This is a genomic window from Actinophytocola oryzae (assembly GCF_004364325.1).
GTDB lineage: Bacteria > Actinomycetota > Actinomycetes > Mycobacteriales > Pseudonocardiaceae > Actinophytocola > Actinophytocola oryzae.
In genome coordinates this window covers 25,010-45,211 of the sequence record NZ_SOCP01000008.1, presented here as the reverse complement: position 1 = coordinate 45,211, position 20,202 = coordinate 25,010, and the positions used below count along the sequence as shown (strand labels likewise).

The following is a 20,202-nucleotide window of genomic DNA, read 5'->3' as shown; positions in this document are numbered from 1 at the left end:
GTACCGCGCGCCTCTCTGCGCAAACAGCTGGAGCCCAGCAATTCGCCAGAGGCATCACGAAAACATCATATGTCGTGCTATCCAGAGTGGGTGACACACCCAGGGCCACGTGCGCGAACGGGTGAATCATCACCCGTTCGGCCCAGTCAGATCACCCCGGCGCGCATGGCGTACGCGACCGCGTGCGGCCTGTTACGCAGCTGGAGCCTGGTCGTCAGCGCGTAGATGATGTTCTTCACCGTGCGTTCCGAGTACGACAGGGTGGTCGCGATCTCCGCGGTGTCCATGCCGTCCGCCATCAGGCGCAGCACGTCGATCTCCCTCGGGTTCAGCCCCGCCGCGTTGAGCCCCTTCGGCCCGAGCACCTCGTGCTGGAGGTGGTTGACGTGCCGCAGCAGCTCCCCCAGCAGGTCGGGAGGCATGAGACCGCCGAGGGAAGCGCTTGCCAGCACGGCGTGCAACAGCTGCTCGCTCGTCGCCATGGCCCTCGGCAGGATGGCCCGCACCCCGCACTCGACGGCGACCAGCAGGTCCGACTCGCTGACGTCGTTCGCGACCAGCACGACCGGTTTCCCGCTGCGTGACTCCCTGCGCAACAGTGCCAGGGCGCGCTGGCTCATGCTCTCGGGGATGTAGACGACCACGTCGGCGTCGCCGCGCTGCGTCGGTTCGAGCAGCGTCAGCTCCGGGCACCCGCGGAGGTAGCCGGAGACACCCGCGTAGCTGATGGCGTCGGGGGTGTTGACCACGACTCGAACGCGTTGCTGAGAAGCCTGTTGCATGGGAGCCCTCCCCGACCGGTCGACCACTGACATCGAGTGTGCGTCCTGTTACTTCACATCCGCTCCACCACGTCCACTCAGGCGTCGGCGGTCATGATCGCCACCGCGCGGACCGGGGCACCGGTGCTCCCCCGCAGCAGCACCGGGAAACCGGCGAAGACGAACCGCCGCCCCGCGACCCGGCCGAGGTTGGCGAGGTTCTCGTAGATGAGGACGTTCTCGGCGGTGAACCGCAGGTGAGCCGGGGAGATGGACCCGTCCGGGCCGTCCGGGCTCGGCTGGTCCACCCCGACCGCGGCCACGCCGTGGTCGACGACCCACTCGCAGGCCGTCCCGTCGAGACCGTGGTAGTCGGTCAGGTACCGAGGGGTGCCACCGAACCGGTCGTGGACACCGGTGTGCAGCAGCAACACGTCACCGCGGCGTGGTTCCTGGCCGCACGCCTCGACCGCGGCCGCCAACCGTGCCGAGGTGACCGGGCCGTCGCCGCCGGACACGCTCAGGCACAGGGCCGGGCCGTAGCACGCGGACAGCGGGATCCGGTCCACCGACGCGGCCCCCGGGTCGATGTGGTTCGGCGCGTCGACGTGGGTTCCCGCGTGGTCGCTCAGGGCCATCCCGCACGAGGAGTACGACGTGCCGTCCGGCAGCCGGGTGTCCGCGTGCGACTGGTGTTCCCACAGCCGGGTCGGTACCAGACCCGGGTAGACGGGCATGCCCTCGTAGAACTCCTGGCTGAGGTCGACCAGCTCGGTCATCGAGGCACCGCCGCACGCACCGCGTCGGCGTGTCCCCGCCGGGCGAACGGCAGCCACGACGGCAGGAACCGCTCCGCGTAGCGGATCTCGGCCGCCGCCTTCGTGACCTCCAGTTCCGGCAGCAGGGTCGAGGCCTGCTCCCGCGAGAAGCCGCTCGCCGCCAGGTAGGTCTCGGTGAGCACGTGCAGCGCGTCGTCGTAGACCTCCCGCACCGACGGCGGGTCACCGCAGGTCTCCTGGCGCCACAGGAAAGCCAGCACGAACGAGCGGCGCAGCGACGCGAGGTCGCGCAGCGGTGTGTCACCGAGGGCTCGTTCGTCCTGTGACGTGAGGGGATCGCCCTCCAGGTCGACCAACCGGACGGCGCCGTCGGCCGGAACCAGGAACTGTCCGAGGTGGACATCGCCGTGGATGTCACCGAGCGCGTCGTGCAGGCGTGCCAACGTGTCCCCGAAGGACGACGCCAGCTCGCGGAGCCGGTCCCCCCGCTGTGCGGGGTCGAGGCCCACCACGACGGTCCACCCGTCTTCGGCGTCCGGCACGAACTCGGTCACCACGGCGAGCGTCGTCAGCCGCCCGTCCACCGAACGCCACACGAGCGCACCGGTCAGGGCGGGCGCGGCGGTGCAGCCTTCGGCGGCGAGCCTGGCGAGGAGGTCGTGCTCGCGGGTCACCCCGATGGCAGGCTGGACATACCACTTGACGACATAACGCTCGCCGACGAGGTCGATGGTGTTCGTGTGTTCGCCGGAAAGCCTGCGTGCCACCGTGACGGCGCTCGGCGCCACCCACGTGTGTACGCCGGCCCCGCCACGGTCGGCGTGCACGGGAGCGGCACCACGCAGGGCCTCGACCAGCCGCAGTCCAGCCTGGCCGGGTGCACCGCCCAGCTCCTGCGACAGGCCGTCGGTTCCCTGGCGCAGCACCAGGTCCACGTCACGCAGGTGCAGCACGTCGACGACGGTCACGCGGCAGCGCCGAGGTCGTGGGCCTTCCGGCCGACGAACAGGTAGTAGAACAACGGATCCCCGTCGATGGAGTCGCGGTGGCGGTACCGTTCCATCCGGTGCACACGCAGCGCACCGGTCGACGTCATCTCCTTCACCAGCTCCGCGAAGCCCGACGTGTCACGCGCGTCGAGGAAGTTCTCCCTGATGTTGAACACGACCCAGCCGCCGTCGGCCACGACGTTGTACGCGTTGACGAACGCGGCGACCGGGACGTCGCCGAAGCCGAGCGCGGAGATCGACACGAACGCGTCGATCTCCCACTCCCCCAGCTGTTTGAGCAGCTCGTCGTCCGGGTCGGCCATGTCGGCGACGTAGTACGCGTCGTAGGCGTGCGGGCGGTCGCGGAGGCAGGCGTCCCGTGCGTCGGCGCTGATGTCCAACCCGATCACCCTCGCGGCGGGCAGCAGCTCGCCCACCATCCCGTTGCCAGCGCCCAGGTCGAGCACCCGCAGCCGGTGCACGTCACCGGTGTCGTTGGCCAGCGCCGAGAGCAACGCCTCGCTCGCCAGCCTGGGCGAGGTGCACCGCAGGCGTTCGTAGAACAGCTGCTCGTACAGGCCGGGTCTGCGGAAGATCGCGGCGTAGTCGTGTGCCCCGATGCTGGTCTGCCGGCCGTCCTCCAGGAGCTGGAAGCTCCACTGCTCGGCCATCACGGTCGCGTGGTCGGCCGGCGGCAGGGTGATGGTGTACTTCGTGGCCGTCGTCATGTGCTGCTCCTCGGGTGTGCGACTCAGTCGGGATACCGGTTGGTGATGGGCATCCGGCGGTCCCTGCCGAACGCCCTGCGGCTGACCCTCAGCGGCGGCGGGAGCTGGTGGCGCTTGAACTCCTTCGCGGCGATCAGCCCCAGCACCAGGTCGACGTCGTCGACGCAGGCCCCGGTCTCGGCGAGGATGCGTTCCCGGCCGGCCTCCTCCTCGATCGCCAGTTCCAGGATCCGGTCGAGCACCCCGAACTTCGGCAGCGAGTCCTCGTCGCGCTGGTCGAACGCGGTCTCCGCGCTGGGCGGCCGCTCCACGATGCCCCGGGGCACCGGGTCGGTCTCGGACAGCCCGGACCGGTACCGCACCAGCTCGTACACCTGCCACTTCGGCACGTCGTCGATCACGCCCAGCGCGCCGACGGTGTCGCCGTAGAGCGTGGAGTAGCCGACGCTCGTCTCGGTCTTGTTGTTGGTGCCCAACACGAGCCAGCCGAGCTTGTTCTGCATCGCCATGAGGATCGTGCCCCGGATGCGGGCCTGCAGGTGCTGCTCGGCCACGTCGATGGCCAGGTCGACGAACACCGTCTTCAGCATCTGTTGGTAGGCCACGAAAGCGGGTTCGATCGAGATCTCGTGGCTGCGCACGCCGAGGTTGTCGGCGAGCTGGCGGGAGTCCGCCCTGGTCTCCGCCGAGGAGTACCGGGAGGGCATCAGCAACGCCTCGACGCGGTCGGCGCCGAGCGCGTCGACCGCGATCAACAACACGAGTGCCGAGTCGATCCCGCCGGACACCCCGAGGCACACCTTCCCGAGGCCGTTCTTCTCGACGTAGTCGCGGAGTCCGAGCACGAGCGCCCCGTACACCTCCGCGTCCTCCGCCAGGACGGGCGCGAGCACGGGCGTGCCGCGTCTGCGCTGCTCCGGGACCGGCGGCCGGGACACCCCCGGGAGCACGGCCGGTCGCGCCGCGCGCAGGCCGCGGTGACGGGTGTCGAGCAGTCTCGCGCGGTGCACGGCGGCTACGTCGATGTCCACGTGCAGCAGGCATTCCTCGAACCGCGGCGCCCTCCCGAGGACGACGCCCCGGTGGTCGACCACCACGGAGCCGCCGTCGAAGACGAGCTGGTCCTGCCCGCCGACCAGGTTGCACATCGCGATCGGCGTCAGGTGGTCGCGGGCCCGCTGCACGATCATCCGTTCCCGCTCCACGCCCTTGCCTCGGTGGAAGGGCGACGCCGCCACGTTCACCATCAGCGCGGCGCCCGCCGCCGCGACGTCGGCCAGGTGCTCGCCCTCGATCCAGATGTCCTCGCAGATCGAGAGCCCGACCGGGGCGTCGCCCACCTCGACCACCGAGGGGCCGGCACCGGGTGCGAAGTAGCGGCGCTCGTCGAAGACCGCGTAGTTCGGCAGGCGGCACTTGCGGTAGACAGCCCGCACCGCCCCGTCCGCGACGACGGCGAGCGCGTTGTAGACGTCCCCGTCCCACTCCGGGAAGCCCACGAACGCCACGACATCGTGGGTGTCACGGGCGAACTCGTCGAGCGCGGCCCGGCAGTCACGCAGGAAGTGCGTCTTGGTCAGCAGGTCCTCCGGCGGGTACCCGCAGATTGACAGCTCCGGCGTGAGCACCAGCTCCGCCCCCTCGTCCCTGGCCCGGTCCGTCCACTCGCGCAGCCTGCCGACGTTGCCCGTCAGGTCCCCGACCACCAGGTTCAGCTGCGCCACCGCCAGCCGAAGGGGTCCCGAGTCGCTCGACCGGCTCATCCGCCCGCCTTTCTCCACTGAGTCTCGGCCGGGTCAGGAACAGCACGGTGGCGGTGAGCGTCACGACCGACGCCACCGCCATCGCCGCGGTCCGCCAACCCAGCCAGTCCATGACCGCGCCGGTGAGCGCGCTCCCGACGGCATTGCCGAGCACCATGAGGGTCACCGACCAGAGCAGCGGCGTCGCCGCGCTCGCCGCGCCGGAGGCGAGGATGGCCCTGGTCGTCTCGATCGCGAACGGAGCGCACATCACCCCGAGCGGGATCGCGGCCACCGCGGCGGTGGCGAGGCCACCCGGCAGGCAGGCGAGCACGAGGAAACCGCCCGCCGCGCCGAGTGTCAGGGGCGCAACCCCTCCCACCTCGCCGAACCGCGCGCGGATGCCGTAGCCGAGGGCACCGAGCGTGCTGCCGACGGCGACGAGCGCGAGCAGCATGCCCACCATCACGGGCCGCCGCGCGGGGTCGAACGCCGGGGACACCACCTCGAACGTCCCGTAGATCATCCCGAACGGCGCCCACCCGATCACCAGCCAGAACAGGCTCGGCCGAGCGGCCTCGGTCTGGGGCGCCGCTTCGGTGGCCGCCTCGGTGGCGGGTTCCGGCAGTGGGCCCGCGGACACGAACAGCACCGCGCCGGCGAGCATCGCCACGATCGCGACCACGAGCGTCATCCTCGGCGGTGCCATCAGGAGCACCGCGGCGCTCGCCGAGGCGCCGACGAGGTAGAGCACCTCGTACACGCTCGCGTCCAGCGCTATCGCGGCACGCAGCCGGGCCTCGTCGCGGCCGACGAGGCCGATCCACGCGTCGCGCAGCGCGACGGCCAGCATGGGCCGGCTGGCGCCGCCGACCGCGGCCGCCACGACGGCCGGCACGGCCGACGCCGCGGTACACGTCAGGAGCACCGTGGTCAGCGCGGCTGCCGCCACAACGGCGAGGGGGATCGCGCACCGGCGGGCGCCGTAGGCCCGGAACAGCCGTGCCTGCACGAAAGGCCAGGTGGCGCAGCCGATCCCGAACGCGGCGAGGATCAGCCCGGACCTGGCGTAGGAGTCGAAGTGACCACTCACCACCAGCACGACGCCGACCGGCACGAGCCCCATCTCGGCACCGGTGAGCAGGACCCCGCCGATGAGCCGGGGCACGGCCGGGATCGCGAGCACCGGTCCGTAGGCACGACGAAGGCGCGTCGGAATCCCTTGGCGCGCGGCAGCGCAAGGGTTTGTCTGGCTGTCCACGGCAGTCAGATCGCCGCGCTGACGAGGGACTCCGCGAGATCGGCGATCCGGGTGCCACCCGCGAGGGCACCGGGATCGTGCCGGATGGACTCGGCCGTCGCGGTGAGCCGCCGCCGCAGGCCCTTCTCGGCCAGCAACCGCTCTATCTCGGCGACCATGGCGTCCGGATCGAAGCCGTAGGTGTCCATCCGCACCCCGAGTCCGAGGTCGGCGACGCGTTGCGCGTTGTCGTACTGGTCCCAGAACAGCGGCAGCACGATCATCGGCAGGCCTGCGGCGACGGCCTCGTTGAGGGTGTTGCTCCCGCCGTGGGTGATGATGAGGTCGCACTCCGGGAGCACGTTCGGCTGCGGTAGGAAGGGCTCGCCGTACATGGCCGGGCCGAGCCGCACCTCGTCGTGGCACGGTCCCATCGACACGATGGTGCGGTGGCCGGTCCTCGCGACGACGTCGACCAGGTGCTGGAGCAGCCGGGTGTCGAGCGAGCCCATGCTGCCGAGCGACAGGTAGATCACCGGGCCGGTCCCCGGCAGGTGGTCGTCGACGTGGAACGGCCGCTCGCCGGTCCGGACGACCGTGTCGAGCCGGTGCCAGCGCTCGTGGAACCCGGGCGGACGCGGGTAGTCCAGTGCCTCGGGGTAGGTGTAGAGGTTGAGCCACGGCGAGGTGTAGGAGAACCGCAGTGGCTCCAGGGGTGGTGCGCCCTGTGCGACGCAGAAGTCGTTGAACTCCGCGTGCAGCCCGGTGTGGAGCCGCGCGTACTCGGCGTGGAACTCGGCCCAGCCCGTGCGGTCGTGCAGGGAGTAGCCGGAGAAGGGCGGCGGCAGGTCGGGGTCGGCCAGTTCGAGCGGGTTCGCCGAGATCGACCGCACCCACGGGATGCCGGAGGCCTGCACGGACGGGTCGGCGCCGACGTTGTCGACGACGATCAGCTCTGGTCTGACCTCCTCGATGATCTGGCGTAACCGAGGATGGGCGTGCCTCGCGGACCCGACCAGCTCAGTCCACTGTGGATGGATGACGGTGGTCAGCTGTTCGGTCGTCGAGCCGCGGAAGTGCACCGCATTGCGCCGAACCCACTGCGCCCAGAAGGCCGTACCCGACTCGGCCGGATCGACGGGTGGGGGCGACGCCTCGTAGACCACCTCACCGAACCCGTGTCCTGCGGCGACACCGAGGAAGCTCTCATCGACCGCGAACACGCACTGCAAGTTGCGGGCGCGGATGACCTCGGCCATCGCCCGCAACGCGTTGTAGGGACCCCAGGCGGCGGCGCCGGGAACGAACAGCACACGTGGTTGAGCACACATGGTTCCTCCGTGAACCTCAGGGCGAACGCAGAAGGAGGTGTGTGCCGAATCAGCCTGTCATCGGGTTTCCGTGTTCGTGCGAAGTCCTCTGTGGACTGCGAGTGGAGCGACCGGCACCGATCGTATACAACGTTCGATCATTCTGACAGACCGCGCCGCAAAGTTACTGCGATCTTGGTTACTCGTTCACAAGCTTGCCTGCAAGATGCAGGTCGCAATGTGGACTGTCCGAACTGGTCACGAGCTTTTCCAGCCATACCTGGACAATCGTCTTGACCGCCGCGACATGGACGGTCATCATCGTGAAGTGGTCGCCATCCACCTCGACGCGCTCACACGGCCGCGGCCACTCCGCTCGGATCTCCCCACCACGCAACGCCTCCCGTGCCGAGACGAACAACGTCGGCACGTCGAGGTCGCCCGGCATCCAGTGGGACAGGATGGCCCGGTAGGCGTCGGCGGCACGCTCTCCCCCGGGCGGCGCGGGCCGGCGGGCGAACTCGGATACCGCCCACGGCAACACTTCGGCGCGGAATGTCACATCCGGCCAGAACGTGTCGAGCAACACCAAACCGGCCGGCGCGTGGCCTTCCATGACCAGTCGTTCCGTGACAGCATGCGCGATCCAACCACCACTTGAATGTCCACACAGGACAGTTTGGCCCGGATCGCCGAGGGCGAGCACGGCCGCCACCTGCGCGGACAGGAGCGCGTCCAGGTCGGCAGGCAGCTGCTCGACGTCCACGAAACCCGGCTCCGGCAACACGAAGGCGTCCCGCTCACCCGCGAGCAGTGCGCCAAGGGCGTGGAACTCCGCCGGACCGCCGAACGGCGTGACCGACGGAAGGCAGACGAGCCGCAACGGAGCAGGCCCGCTGCTCAGCACCGTCGCAGGCTCGCCGGCGTGGCCGAGGAGGAAGTCGGCCAGCGACCCGGCCGTCGGGTAATCGAAAACCGCTGTGACCGCAATACGTCTACCGGTCAGCGCGGCGAGCCGGTTGCGCAGCTCCGCCGCCGCCAGCGAGCCGACACCCAGCTCCGCGAACCGCCGGTCCGGCTCGATCGCGTCCGGGTCGTCGTGGCCGAGCACCGCCGCGACCTGGTGCCGCACGGCGAGGACGAGTTCGTCACGACTCAGACGTGGCCGCGTGGCGGGGGTCCCGGCCGTGAGCACTGGTCCGACCGGCTCACCCCGCCAGAACCGCTTGTGCTGGAACGGATAGGGCGGAAGGTCGACCGGTCGGCCCTGTCGCGCGCCGAGCACGGCGTACCAGTCCACGTCGGCGCCGCCGGTGTACGCCCGCGCGACGGACCGGTGGAACTGGCGCAGACCGCCGTCACCGCGCCGCAACGTCCCGAACACCACCGACTCGATCGGGACCGTCTGCTCGATCGGGTCGACGAGCACCGGATGTGCGCTGATCTCGACGAACCGGCGGTACCCCCGCGCCGCCATGGTCTCGGTCGCCCGGTGCAGGTCCACCGTCTCGCGCAGGTTGCGACACCAGTAGTCGACGGTGAGCGAACGCGTGTCGATCTCCTCGCCGGTGACGGTCGAGACGAACGCGACCGTGGCCTGGCGCGGCTCGATGCCCGCCAGCTCGGCACGCATCCGTGCCAGCAGCGGGTCGACGTGGGCGCAGTGGCCCGCCACGTCGACGGCGATGGCCCGTGCGGACACACCGTGCTCGGAAAGGCCTGCCACCACGGCGTGCACGGCGTCCACGTCACCGCTGACCACCACGGACCGTGGCCCGTTCACCGCGGCGATCGACACTCGGCCGCCGAACGGCTCCAGGAACCCGGCCGCCTCGTCGGCCGGCAGCGGCACGGCGGCCATGGTGCCTCGGCCGATCAGCTCGGTCAGCAACCGGCCCCGCACGGCGCTGATCCGCGCGGCGTCGGACAGGGACAGTGCCCCGGCGGCGTAGGCGGCCGCGACCTCGCCCTGGCTGTGGCCGGCGACGGCGTCCGGGCGGACACCGACCGAGGCCCAGAGTGCGTCGAGGGACACCATCGTCGCGAACAGCGTGGCCTGGACCACGTCGACGCGGCCGCCGGGCGGCTCGTCGAGCGTGCCGAGCAACCGTGCGGTCACGGACCAGCCGAGGTGTGGGCGCAGCGCGCGGTCACACTCGGCGAGCGCCGCCGCGAACGGCGGTGAGGTCCGGGCCAGCTCGCTCGCCATGCCGGCCCACTGCTGGCCCTGGCCGGCGAACACGAAGGCCGTCCCGCCCTCGACGGGCCGCCCGGTGACGACGTCGTCGGAGTACTGCCCCGCCGTGAACGCGGCGAGCGCGGGCCGGTGGTCGCCGTCCTGGTCTGGCAGGGTGACCGCGCGGAACTCGTGTCCGGACCGGACCGTCACGAGCGCACGCGCGACGTCGGCCGGAGCCGGCCTCTCGGACTCGACACGTTCCGCCAGCGCGCGCAGGTGGTCGGCCGTCGCCAGCAGACCGTTCGCCGACGCGGCGGAGAACACCCACGGCGCCGTCCCGCCCGGCTCCTCCGGTGCCACGACATCCTCGGCCGGTGGCTCCTCGACGACCACGTGCGCGTTGGTGCCGCTGATGCCGAAGGACGAGACACCCGCCCGGCGCACGCCTGCCGGCCACGGTGTGGCGCGGTCGAGCACCCGGACGGTCTCGGGCGACCAGTCGACGTGGGCGGTGGGGACCGCCGCGTGCAGTGTTCTCGGGAGCAGGCCGTGCCGGATGGCCAGCACCATCTTGATGACGCCGACGACACCCGCCACTGCCTGGGTGTGCCCGAGGTTCGACTTGACCGAGCCGACCCACAGCCCCTCGGTGTGGCGGTCGCCGTAGACGTCCAGCAGTGCCTGGGCCTCGATCGGGTCGCCGAGCATCGTGCCGGTGCCGTGTGCCTCGACGGCCTGGACGTCGTCGGGAGTGAGGCCGGCGTTGCTCAGGGCGCGTTGGATGACCGCCCGCTGGGCGGTGCCGTTCGGTGCGCTCAACCCGTTGCTCGCGCCGTCGGAGTTGATCGCCGATCCACGCAGCACGGCGAGGACCCGGCGGCCGTCCCGCCGCGCGGCCGACAGCCGCTCCACCACCAGGGCGCCGACGCCCTCCGACCAGCCCACGCCGTCGGCGGTGTCGGCGAACGGCTTGCACCGCCCGTCGGGTGCGAGCAGGCCGTGCTGGCCGAGGTCCACGAACGTGGCCGGCGTGGACATCACCGTCACGCCCGCGACGATCGCACGGTCGCAGTCACCGGCGCGGATGGCGGTCATCGCCTGGTGCAGCGCGACGAGCGACGACGAGCACGCGGTGTCGACCGTGACGGCCGGGCCACGCAGCCCCAGCACGTACGCGATCCGGCCCGACGCGACGCTGGCCGCGTTGCCGATCAACAGGTTGCCGTCGTACACCGCCGGCGCCTCGGCCAGTCGGGGGGCGTAGTCGGAGGCGAACATGCCGACGAACACGCCGGTGTCGGTGTCGCGCAACGACCTCGGGTCGGCTCCGGCGTGTTCGACCGCCTCCCAGGCGACCTCGAGCAGCAGCCGCTGCTGTGGGTCCATGGCGACGGCCTCGCCTGGCAGGACACCGAAGAACGCCGCGTCGAAGCCCGCGATGTCGTCGAGGTAGCCGCCGGTCAGCGAGAACCGCCGGTCGTCGATGGACAGGTCCTCCGGCCAGCCGCGGTCGGCCGGGACGGGACCCATGGCGTCACGCTCGTCGACGAGCAGCCGCCAGAACTCGTCCGGTGAGGCGACCCCGCCCGGCAGCCGGCAGCTCATGCCCGTGATGACGAGTGGGTCCTCGCCCTGCTCGGGGCGGTGGCCGGCGTCGGTGGTCGCCGTGCCGGCGCTCGCGGAACGGCGGCCGTCGCTCCCGTTGGGGCGCGTGGACCACGCCGGTGCCGCGTTCCCGTTGCCTGCCAGCGCGGCGAGGTGCGTGGCCAGCGCTGCCGGGGTCGGGTGGTCGAACACCACGGTGCTGGTGAGCGGCAGCCCCGTCGCGTCTCTCAGCTCGTTGGCCAACCGCACGGCCCCGAGCGAGGTCAGCCCGTGGTCGCGGAACGCACTGTGCTGCCTCAGGTCCCCCGGCGTGCCCGACGCCTCCGCGAGGACCGCTCGTGCCCTCGCCAGCACCAGTTCCAGCGACACGGCCGTTTTCCCGGTCCGTCGCGCCGGAAGCCCCGCGACGAGGTCCGCCAGGCGGCGGCGGGCGATCTTGCCCGTCGCCGTGTGCGGGATGTCGGGCAGGACGACGATCTCGACCGGGATCTTGAACCGCGCCACCCCCTTGCCGACGAGGTGGTCGGTGACCGCGCCCAGCGTCACCGACGAACCCTCCGTGACCGCGAGGCAGGGATACTCGCCGAGCCGCGTGTCCGGACGACCGGCCACCGCGGCGGCCCCGATGCCCGGCAGGTCGGCGAGCTGCTCCTCGACCTCCGTCGCGCTGAACTTCTGGCCGCCGACATCGATCAGCTCCGCGACCCGGCCGTGGAACACGACCAGACCATCAGTGTCCACAGTGGCCAGATCGCCGGTCCGCAGCCAGCCGTCGCCCGGTACCGCCCGCGCCGTCAGCTCCGGATCCCCCAGATATCCCCGGAACGCGTAGGGACTGGCGACCCACAGTTCGCCGACCTCACCGGGCACGCAGTCCGCGCCGTCGCGCACGACCCGCACGCGGGCACCCGGGACCGGCCTGCCGATGCCGCGGGTCGCGACACCGGGTGGGTCGTCGGCACCGGTGAACAGGCCGGCACCCAACTCGGACATGCCCCACTGCACGACGACCGAGGCGCCGCAACGCCGACGGAGGTCGTCCACCAGCGTGGCCGGCACCTTGGAGCCACCGGTTCGCACCTCACGCAGCGGGAACGACTGCTCCGAGCCGGTCAGCCGGGCAAGGAGATCACGCACCTGCGTCGGCACCGCGAACAACACGATGTCGTCGGATGCGCCGCGTGCCAGGCTGATCAGCTCATCGGCGTCCCAGCTGGACAGCAGGAGCTGCGGGGTCCTGGTGAACAGGCTGGTGTGGATCGAGAGCAACCCGAACAGGTGGGTGAACGGGCTGGCGCTGACGACGCTGTCCGTCCGGCGGGCGCCGCTGGCGGCCACGACGGCGGCGGCGTTCGACAGCAGCCCGTCGTGGCTGTGCATGGCGATCTTCGGGCGGTGCGAGGTCGTGGCCGACGACGGCAGCAGCAGGAACGGGTCATCGGGGCGCACTCGCACCGACCACGGCCGGGCGCGGGCGAAGTCCTCCACCAGCTCACGCAGGTCGACCACTGTGGACAGTGCGGCCAGCTCCGCCGTCGCACGGCCGGGGGCGACGACCGCCACGCGTGCGCCGCTGCGCCGGACGAGCGTCGCGAGTTCCAGCGGGCCGTTGTTGGCGTGGACCGGCAACAGCACGCCACCCGCGACCGCCACCGCGGTGTGCAGCACGAGGAAGTCCCAACCGTTGGGCAGCTGCGCGACCACCACCTCACCCGGCGTCACACCGTGTTCCTGCAGGCCCCTTGCCAGCGCCTCGGTGTCGTGCCACCACTGCTGCCACGTCCACGCCGTGAGACCGTCGGCGAAGGCGATGTCGTGCGGCCCCGCCTCCACCGCCGCACGCAGCAGGTTCGGCAGCGTGTGCCCGAGCAGTGCCGCACCGGGCTCAACGAGGTAGTCGTCCGCTGTCAGGGCCACCACGCACCTCCGTTCCTACAAGGCCCGCGCGGCGAGCAGTGACATGCCGTGCCAGACCGGCGTGACGTTCTCGAGCACGAAGCCGTTGCCGGCCAACAGTCGCGTGTACTCGGCGTGGGTCCGTTCGCGCCCGCCGGTGATCGCGAGCATCTGCAGGTCCCAGGTCAGGGCGGGAGAAGGCACCGGCTCGTCCGGCAGAACCCGCTCGATCGCGAGCAGGGTCGTGCCGGGCGCCATCGCCGCCCGGCAACAGGCGAGCAGCCGTTCGCACCGGTCGTCGTCCCAGTCGTGCAGGATGCGGCTGAGGACGTAGAGATCACCGCCTGCGGGCACCGCGTCGAAGAAGTCCCCCTCGACCAGCTCCACCCGGTCGGTCGCGGTGACCGACTCGCCGGTGATCACGTGCTTCCGGTCGAACAGGATCCCGGTCGCGGCCGGCGCCCGGTCCAGGATGGCGTGGAGCAGTGTGCCGTCACCGCCGCCGACGTCGACGACACGGCGCGCCGAGGAGAAGTCGTAGGCGCCGCCGAGACGGGCGACCAGCGCCCGCGTGGACGCCGTCATCGTCCGGTTGAACCGTTCACTCAGCTCCGGGTTGTCCGCGAAGTACTCGAAGTGCTCCTGGCCGAACACGTGGCCGAAGGCGCTCCTCCCCGTCCGGACCGCGTGTCCGAGCTGTTCCCACGCGGTGAGGAACTCGCCGCCGTAGACGATCGCCAGATCGGCGAAGGCGTTGTCGCGGCGCAACAGTTCGAGCACCGGGGTACTGACGTAGTGGTCACCGACGACGGTGACGACGCCGAGCCCCGCGAGGTAACGCAGCAGCCGGGTCACCGAGGACGGGTCACCGCCGACCGCGCCGGCCGCCTGCTCCCCGGTCAGCGGACCGGTGGCCAGCGCGTCGGCGAGGCCCAGCTCGGCCGTCACCGACAACGCCTTCGTCGTGACGTGACCCGTGACGAGTTCCAGCAGGCGGATCTCCGGTTCGGCGGTGACCGCCGCTGCGGCGTGCTCACGCAGGGCCTTCTCGTGGTGCCCTGCGCAGAACAGTTCGAGCCGGTGGAACCCGTGCTCCCGCCGGTTCCCCGTGCCGTCCTGCGCGGCGAAGTAGAACACGGACCGGCCGCCGTCACCGGCCTGCTCGAACGGGTTGTGGCCGCCGCCGTCGGCCACGAGGCCGGTCCGGTGGCAGACCAGCTTCCTGGCGACGTCCAGGCACTCCGGCCGGACCTCGAAGGCGACGTGCGTCTCGAACCCGCCCCGCCGCTCCCTCGCCGCGATCCCGTCGCCGTCCGCCCGGTTCTGGAGCCCGGGAAGGACGAACACCTCCACCGCACGGTCGGCGTGGTTTCCCAGTCCGCCGATCACGATCGACACCGGCAGGTTCGCCGGTGGCTGGCCGTACCGCTCCGCGAGCCTCGCCGCCACCACGGTGCTCGGCACCGGCTCCGCGACGGCCAGACCGCAGAGCTTCAGGAACTCGACGACCTCGCTCTCCCAGTCCGGGAACACGACGAGCCCGATGTGGTGGAGGGTGGCGAGACCGGCCAGCTCCTCCGCCGTCTCCTCCATGCCGAAGGCCGCCAGGGCGCCTGTCGTGTCCAGCTCGTCGATCCTGGCCAGCATCGTGGTCAGCCGTACCAGGTCCGGTGTGTCGATCATCGTTGTCTCCGTGGGCTCACGCGTTGACGGGCGGCGGCACGAGGTCGTCGGCGAAGCGTTCCTCGACGATCGGCGAGCGGAGGATCTCGGTGGGGACGTCGAGCATCTCCACCAGGGTGTCCATTTCGGACATGAGCTGGTCGTCGATCGTCCTGGTGATGACGTCGAGGGAGGTCAGCCATGACGCGGTGACGACCTCGGTGGCCAGGTACCAGCCGGCCTGGCTCCGCACCTCGGTCATGGCGAACAGCTCGCACAGCAGGAGCAGCATTCGCCGCGCGGCCGGGTCGTCCTCGGCGACGGCGTCGGCGCGCAGGTGTTCCGCCGTCGTCCTGGCGAGGTGTGCCTCGACGAATTCCTGGGTGAGGTCCGCCAACTCGTCCCAGATCGTGAAGGTGTCGTGACCACCTGCCACGGCGGCGTCGCGGGCGGCCACGAGTTCGGCGTGGAGGTCGTGTTCACGCCGGCGGAGCAGCGCGACACAGCTTTCCGGGGCGGACGGCAGCCCCACCTCGGCGACCGGCGGTTCGTACTCGACGCCGTCCACCATGGCCGGTGCCGCGTTGAGCAGGTACATCTGGTTGTCGCCGCCCGCGTTGTGGAACGTGACGGCGAACTCGTGGAACTCCCACAAGCGGTTCGGCGCGATGAACCCGGCCACGCCACAGCAGCGCTGGGCCCCGGTGATGCCGCGCTCGGCGAGGCGGCTCACCGCGACCTTCCCGAGCGCGCACGTCCTGAACTCACCGTCCGACAGGCCCCGCGTCCCGCCGTGCGCGGCCGGCACCCGCAACGTCAGCTCGCCGACCCGGCGGGCGACCGCGGTGGCGGCGAACGTGTCCGCCATCGCACGGGTGAGGAGCGTCCGCACGTTGCGGTGCGCGGCCAGCGGTCTGCGATCGCCGTCCCGGTCGTTGGCGAACCGCCGGTGCACGTAGGGCGCGGCTGTCGCGAGGCTCGCACGTGCGGCAGCGGCGAGACCGAGACAGTTCGAGCCGTGCGCGAACCGGGACACCCCAACGGATCGCCTGGTGCGTTCCCCGGCTCCGCCGAGAGGATCGGTGAACACGCCGGCGCTCGTGACCGTCGCGCCGTCGGCGAGCCAACCGGCGCGCGGCACCCGAACGTCGGTGAAGCTCGTGCTGCCGTAGTCCAACGGCACCTGCGGGAAGGCGGGGATCGGCCTGATGCTCACGCCGGGACAGAGCTTGTCGTTGTCCCGCAAGGGAAGCCGAAAGAGGAACACCCCGTGGTCCACACCGTCGACCACCAGCCTGGCGCTGACCACGCCCCACCGGGCGATGCCGTCGACGGCGACGTTCGACGGGAACTTGGTCGCCTCGGGACTCGGCGTGCGCAACACGAACTCGTCGGTCGTGCGGTCGTAGTGCGCCTCGGTGAGGATCCTCGCGCTGCTGCTGCCGTAGCCCAGCTCGGTCATGAGGATGGCGCCGACCATGCCGTCGGGATCGGGCAGGTCCGCGCCGTCGACGTCGCCGCCGTAGTCGGCGACCGCACCGATTGCCATGCAGTGGTGGAGGAAGAAGGCCATGAACAGGCTCGGTGACACCATCGCGGTGCGCTCGAGCAGGTCGCGCAGCAGCCGGTGGTCACCCAGCACGAGCGCCGTCGACGGGGCCAGGCTCCGGTTGACGAACTGGAGTTGCCGGTAGGTCAACTCGTTCCGCTCGTGCGGCAGGAGATCTCGGGGCGGATCGAAGATCGGGTCGGCGAGCAGCTTGCCGACAGTCGTGGCGTCCACGGCGATTACCTTCCACAACGGGGGAACTACCCATGGCAACGTCTCGAAAGTAAGATGGGTTGGTGGGCGGCATCAAGCCTCGCCGACAAGAGCTGCCCCAGCTGTCCGTGGCGCCGGACGCCCGCACCCGGGTCGATTGACAAGCCCGAGGAAGCGGTGTAGCGAAATACGTATCCGCGTGTTCGCGAGGGATCTCCCCCGGATACAAGGGAATCTGCCCAGTAACGCGGCCGAGGCGGTACCCGCGGGCACAACCGTCAGCACGAACCGGGAACCACGCGCCACACCCTGAGAACATGAACGGAACAGTGTGGACGATTCGTGTGAACGAGGAACAGGATCCCGATGACGGTGGTATTCGACAACAGCTCACCCGGCGATGTCGCCGATATCCTGTGGTCCAACGGAATGGCCGACAACGTGGGGTTGATCGAGCACGGGACCGGTCGGACCTACCGCTGTCACGAGCTTCGCAGCGCGGCCGAACGAGTGGCCGCCGAGCTGAGGAGCCTCGGGTTACGGTCCTGCGAACCGGTAGCCGTGGTCGGCGACAACGGCGCGGAGTTCATGGCGGCCTACCACGGCACGCTGCTCGCCGGCGGCGTCGCACAGCCGCTGGATCCCCATGGCACGAAGGCGGAATGGCGAAGCCAGCTGGAGAACTCCGGTGCGCTCGTCGCGCTGTCGACGACGTCCACCCGGCAGCGGTTCACCGAAACCCCTGTCGCGCACGTGGTCGCGGTCGGTGACGGCGGTGACCTCGGCTGGGACGAGCTGCTCGAGGGCGGCACCGTCCACTTCGGATCCCCGCTGGTTCGCGAACGGCCCGCGGTTCTCCTGAGCACCGGCGACCCGGCGTCCGGGTACAGCCTGCTGACCCAGCACACCGTCGTCACCACCGCGACCAGGACGGCGCGCCTGCACGGCCTCACCGCGCACGACGTCGTGCTGTGCACGACCCCGTTCTGGGACAGCTACGGCATGTGCGTGGTGATGAACCCGGCGATGCGCGCCGGGAGCACGCTCGTGACCATGCCGAACCGGTTCTCCGCGACCGACCTGCTGCGCGCGGTGGAGCTGCACCGGATCACGGTCGCCTACCTCGCCCCGCCGCTGCTCGTCGACCTCGTCCGCGAGGCGGGGACCGGACACCACGACACGAGCAGCCTGCGCCTGGTGTGCTCCCGGGGCGAGGTGCCGCGCGAGGTCGCCGAGACATGCTCGGCCCGGTTCGGCGTCCCGGTCGTGGAACGCTAGGACTCCGAGGACGAACGGCCGAGCGAGACGGCCCCGACGACCGCCGACGGCTCGGCGGACGGGACCGGCGCGGGACCGGCAGGCAGGGGGAGCACTCGCCGGTAGACGGACACGGCCACCGTCCCGACCACCAGGTGCATCGCCATCAGCGCCACGATCGGCACGGCGCCGACGTCCGCGACGACGGACAGCACGAGCGGTGGGACGAAGGACAGGAGCACCACGACCGGCACGAGCCAGCGCAACAGCCGGGCAGGCCGGTCCACGCCGCGCCGGATCACCGCCCAGCCGATCGCGCCGGCGGCCGTGCCGAACACCGTGTACGGCACGAAGGCGATCGGCGTCAGCGGGACGAACCTCGGCACCGAGACGAGCGCGCGCGCCAGGGTGGCGATGCCGAGGTTGACGAGTGCGGCACAGGCGGCGGCGAGGACGATCGCGGTCGCCACCGTCGCGGGACGCTTCGTGGGCATGACTCCTCCGTAACGTTCACAATGGACTGGGCGGCTACGCCACGCCCGTGCGCACCGCGTACGCCACGGCATGCGATCTCGTGTTCAGCTTGTACCGCGACATGAGCTGGTACAGCAGGGTTTTGACGGTGCGCTCCGAGCAACCCATCTGCTCGGCGATCTCGTCGGTGAGCAGACCGTCGGCGAGTCCCCGCAGGACGTCCCGCTCACGGGAGCTGAGGCCCGACATCGTGATCCCGTTGGGTTCCAACACCTCGCGGCGCAGCTGGTCGAGCTGCTCCAACAGCTCTCCCTGCAGTGCCGGGGAGAAGTGTGCGGCGCCCTGGCTCACCGACACCACGGCCGCGCCGAGCCGGCCGGCACGCAGGTCTCGCCTCGACAGCACGGCCATGACCCCGCAGCCGACCGCGACCAGCGCGCGTGACGGGTGGAAGTGGTCCGCGACGAGCACGCAGCGCACGGGCGCGTCACGCGGGGCCTTCTGGCGTAGGTCACGCAACCAGAAGAAGGCCGCGTCCCCGACGGTCTGTTCGACGAGGACGATCACCTCGGCCGCCGTCGCGCCGTCGGGTCCGTCAAGCAGACGCAGGCGCGGGTCGCCCGCGAGGATGTCGGCCATGCCCGCCCTGCTGAGCGGATCGGACGAATGAACGGCGACCGGTACGGGTGCTGTCCGGTGTGCTGCCAAGCGCTGGTTCACCCTCCCAGCATGAGCGGCGCCACTTCACGGCCGCTCCATTACGCGGTCGGCTGGATCCGCTCGTCATCCAGCGGCTGGGTCAGCACCGCCATGGCACGCTGGAGTGCCACCGTGTCGAGGCCAGGGGGCGGCCCGTCCGTCGTCCGGATGTGCGCCACCAGGTCCGGATCCGGGGTGAGGCGGTGTTCCTCGAGGTAGTAGGTGACCGCGTCCGGCCAGATCCAGCGGCCGTCGGTGCGGAACGTCATCGGCACGACGGAACCCCTCGCGGGGTCGGCGACGTCCGGCATGGTCGCGAGGGTCACCAGCAGCTCGGTGCCCGACCGCAGGTACCACAGCACCCGCTCGCGTTCGGACTCGTCGGTCATCCTCGGGTGGTCGGGGGCGAACCGGGGTCCCAGCTCCGGGTCGGACATGTCGAAGACCCTCGCGACGACCGGCTCCACGTCCGGCCGCACGGACCAGAGGAGAGTGCCGACCGCCCGGGCCATGCGCTGGTACCACGGCGGATCACTGACGGTGGCGACGACCTCGACCTGAGGGAACTGCTCCCCCGCCACGCTCAACAGGCTCTGCAACCTGGCGGTCAGCCCCGGCAGGCCACCCTCGGCGAGCTGGGTGGGGTCCGCCTCCACCACGTGGACCGCGCGTGGCGGCGGGTACGGGGCGTTGTCCGCGGGCCACCGCCAGGCCCGCCACAGGCCCAGCACGCCCGGCTCACCGGCCACCGCCGCCAGCAGGTCGCCATCGACCTCGTCGCCCGCGTGCTCCGGCGCCTTCGCGGTGAACCGCCACAGCAGCACTGGTTCCTCGGCGGCCAGCTCGACGGCGTCCAGCAGCCGCTCGTCGGCGCCGTCCCCGGTCAGGAGGTCGCCGAGGAGATCCATGTCGTCGTCGGTCAGCGGCAGTGTCGTCCGCGTGCCCGCGAACGCCAGGATCCGCGCCACCTCACCGCCGGCGCCGCGTGCCAGTCGTGCCCTGGCGTCGGTCAGCAGGTCGTCCGGCACCCAGCCGGCGACCCGCAGCAACGTGTCGTGCAGTGCCACGGCGGCAGACGGCTCGGTCATCGTTCCTCCAGGTTGGACCACACCGGGAGTC

Annotated in this window: 13 protein-coding genes; 1 reads left to right on the top strand and 12 read right to left on the bottom strand. The window is 71.1% G+C overall.

Annotated features, from left to right (window positions below):
* Nucleotides 1-146 precede the first annotated feature (146 nt).
* The 9 genes from CLV71_RS21930 to CLV71_RS21890 form a co-directional block, all read right to left on the bottom strand.
* Nucleotides 147-782: a helix-turn-helix transcriptional regulator gene (locus CLV71_RS21930; protein ID WP_133904714.1), complete on the bottom strand. Its 636-nt coding sequence runs from the start codon at nucleotides 780-782 to the stop codon at nucleotides 147-149.
* A 77-nt stretch (nucleotides 783-859) separates the two neighbouring features.
* Nucleotides 860-1,540 (bottom strand): cyclase family protein, encoded by a 681-nt coding sequence (locus CLV71_RS21925; RefSeq protein WP_133904713.1) that lies wholly within the window; start codon nucleotides 1,538-1,540, stop codon nucleotides 860-862.
* Nucleotides 1,537-2,508 (bottom strand): hypothetical protein, encoded by a 972-nt coding sequence (locus tag CLV71_RS21920; protein WP_133904712.1) that lies wholly within the window; start codon nucleotides 2,506-2,508, stop codon nucleotides 1,537-1,539. The genes CLV71_RS21925 and CLV71_RS21920 overlap by 4 nt, the downstream gene beginning before the upstream one ends.
* Nucleotides 2,505-3,257, bottom strand: a complete 753-nt coding sequence (locus CLV71_RS21915; protein WP_133904711.1) for a class I SAM-dependent DNA methyltransferase — start codon at nucleotides 3,255-3,257, stop codon at nucleotides 2,505-2,507. Before CLV71_RS21915 ends, CLV71_RS21920 begins: the two co-directional genes overlap by 4 nt.
* Before the next feature lie 23 nt (nucleotides 3,258-3,280).
* The gene (locus CLV71_RS21910; RefSeq protein WP_133904710.1) at nucleotides 3,281-5,020 is read right to left on the bottom strand and encodes an NAD+ synthase; all 1,740 of its coding nucleotides are present in this window, start codon (nucleotides 5,018-5,020) and stop codon (nucleotides 3,281-3,283) included.
* A gap of 1,245 nt (nucleotides 5,021-6,265) precedes the next feature.
* Nucleotides 6,266-7,570 carry a nucleotide disphospho-sugar-binding domain-containing protein gene (locus tag CLV71_RS21905; protein ID WP_133904709.1) on the bottom strand — a complete coding sequence of 435 codons (1,305 nt, stop codon included), beginning with the start codon at nucleotides 7,568-7,570 and terminating at the stop codon, nucleotides 6,266-6,268.
* A 178-nt stretch (nucleotides 7,571-7,748) separates the two neighbouring features.
* The gene (locus CLV71_RS21900) at nucleotides 7,749-13,250 is read right to left on the bottom strand and encodes a type I polyketide synthase (RefSeq protein ID WP_166664202.1); all 5,502 of its coding nucleotides are present in this window, start codon (nucleotides 13,248-13,250) and stop codon (nucleotides 7,749-7,751) included.
* A gap of 15 nt (nucleotides 13,251-13,265) precedes the next feature.
* Nucleotides 13,266-14,912 carry a methyltransferase gene (locus CLV71_RS21895; RefSeq protein WP_133904707.1) on the bottom strand — a complete coding sequence of 549 codons (1,647 nt, stop codon included), beginning with the start codon at nucleotides 14,910-14,912 and terminating at the stop codon, nucleotides 13,266-13,268.
* Nucleotides 14,913-14,928: 16 nt separating this feature from the next.
* On the bottom strand, nucleotides 14,929-16,674 hold the full coding sequence (locus CLV71_RS21890) for an acyl-CoA dehydrogenase (protein ID WP_133904706.1): 1,746 nt from the start codon (nucleotides 16,672-16,674) through the stop codon (nucleotides 14,929-14,931).
* 345 nt (nucleotides 16,675-17,019) lie between these two features.
* On the opposite strand from CLV71_RS21890, the gene CLV71_RS21885 reads away from it, so the two are divergent.
* On the top strand, nucleotides 17,020-17,931 hold the full coding sequence (locus CLV71_RS21885) for an AMP-binding protein (RefSeq protein WP_133904705.1): 912 nt from the start codon (nucleotides 17,020-17,022) through the stop codon (nucleotides 17,929-17,931).
* Here the strand turns inward: CLV71_RS21885 and CLV71_RS21880 are convergent.
* The 3 genes from CLV71_RS21880 to CLV71_RS21870 form a co-directional block, all read right to left on the bottom strand.
* Entirely contained in the window at nucleotides 17,928-18,404 is a 477-nt protein-coding gene (locus CLV71_RS21880; RefSeq protein WP_133904704.1) for a DUF6069 family protein, read from the bottom strand. The genes CLV71_RS21885 and CLV71_RS21880 overlap by 4 nt on opposite strands.
* 34 nt (nucleotides 18,405-18,438) lie before the next feature.
* A complete protein-coding gene (locus tag CLV71_RS21875; protein WP_133904703.1) occupies nucleotides 18,439-19,023 on the bottom strand; it encodes a helix-turn-helix transcriptional regulator in 585 nt (194 codons plus the stop codon).
* A 119-nt stretch (nucleotides 19,024-19,142) separates the two neighbouring features.
* Nucleotides 19,143-20,171 carry a hypothetical protein gene (locus CLV71_RS21870; RefSeq protein WP_133904702.1) on the bottom strand — a complete coding sequence of 343 codons (1,029 nt, stop codon included), beginning with the start codon at nucleotides 20,169-20,171 and terminating at the stop codon, nucleotides 19,143-19,145.
* Nucleotides 20,172-20,202: the final 31 nt, after the last annotated feature.

Coding starts and splice junctions, on each gene's coding strand:
- CLV71_RS21930 (WP_133904714.1), bottom strand. CDS start 782: ATGCAACAGGCTTCTCAGCAACGCGTTCGAGTCGTGGTCAACACCCCC.
- CLV71_RS21925 (WP_133904713.1), bottom strand. CDS start 1,540: ATGACCGAGCTGGTCGACCTCAGCCAGGAGTTCTACGAGGGCATGCCC.
- CLV71_RS21915 (WP_133904711.1), bottom strand. CDS start 3,257: ATGACGACGGCCACGAAGTACACCATCACCCTGCCGCCGGCCGACCAC.
- CLV71_RS21910 (WP_133904710.1), bottom strand. CDS start 5,020: ATGAGCCGGTCGAGCGACTCGGGACCCCTTCGGCTGGCGGTGGCGCAG.
- CLV71_RS21905 (WP_133904709.1), bottom strand. CDS start 7,570: ATGTGTGCTCAACCACGTGTGCTGTTCGTTCCCGGCGCCGCCGCCTGG.
- CLV71_RS21895 (WP_133904707.1), bottom strand. CDS start 14,912: ATGATCGACACACCGGACCTGGTACGGCTGACCACGATGCTGGCCAGG.
- CLV71_RS21885 (WP_133904705.1), top strand. CDS start 17,020: ATGACGGTGGTATTCGACAACAGCTCACCCGGCGATGTCGCCGATATC.
- CLV71_RS21880 (WP_133904704.1), bottom strand. CDS start 18,404: ATGCCCACGAAGCGTCCCGCGACGGTGGCGACCGCGATCGTCCTCGCC.
- CLV71_RS21875 (WP_133904703.1), bottom strand. CDS start 19,023: ATGGCCGACATCCTCGCGGGCGACCCGCGCCTGCGTCTGCTTGACGGA.
- CLV71_RS21870 (WP_133904702.1), bottom strand. CDS start 20,171: ATGACCGAGCCGTCTGCCGCCGTGGCACTGCACGACACGTTGCTGCGG.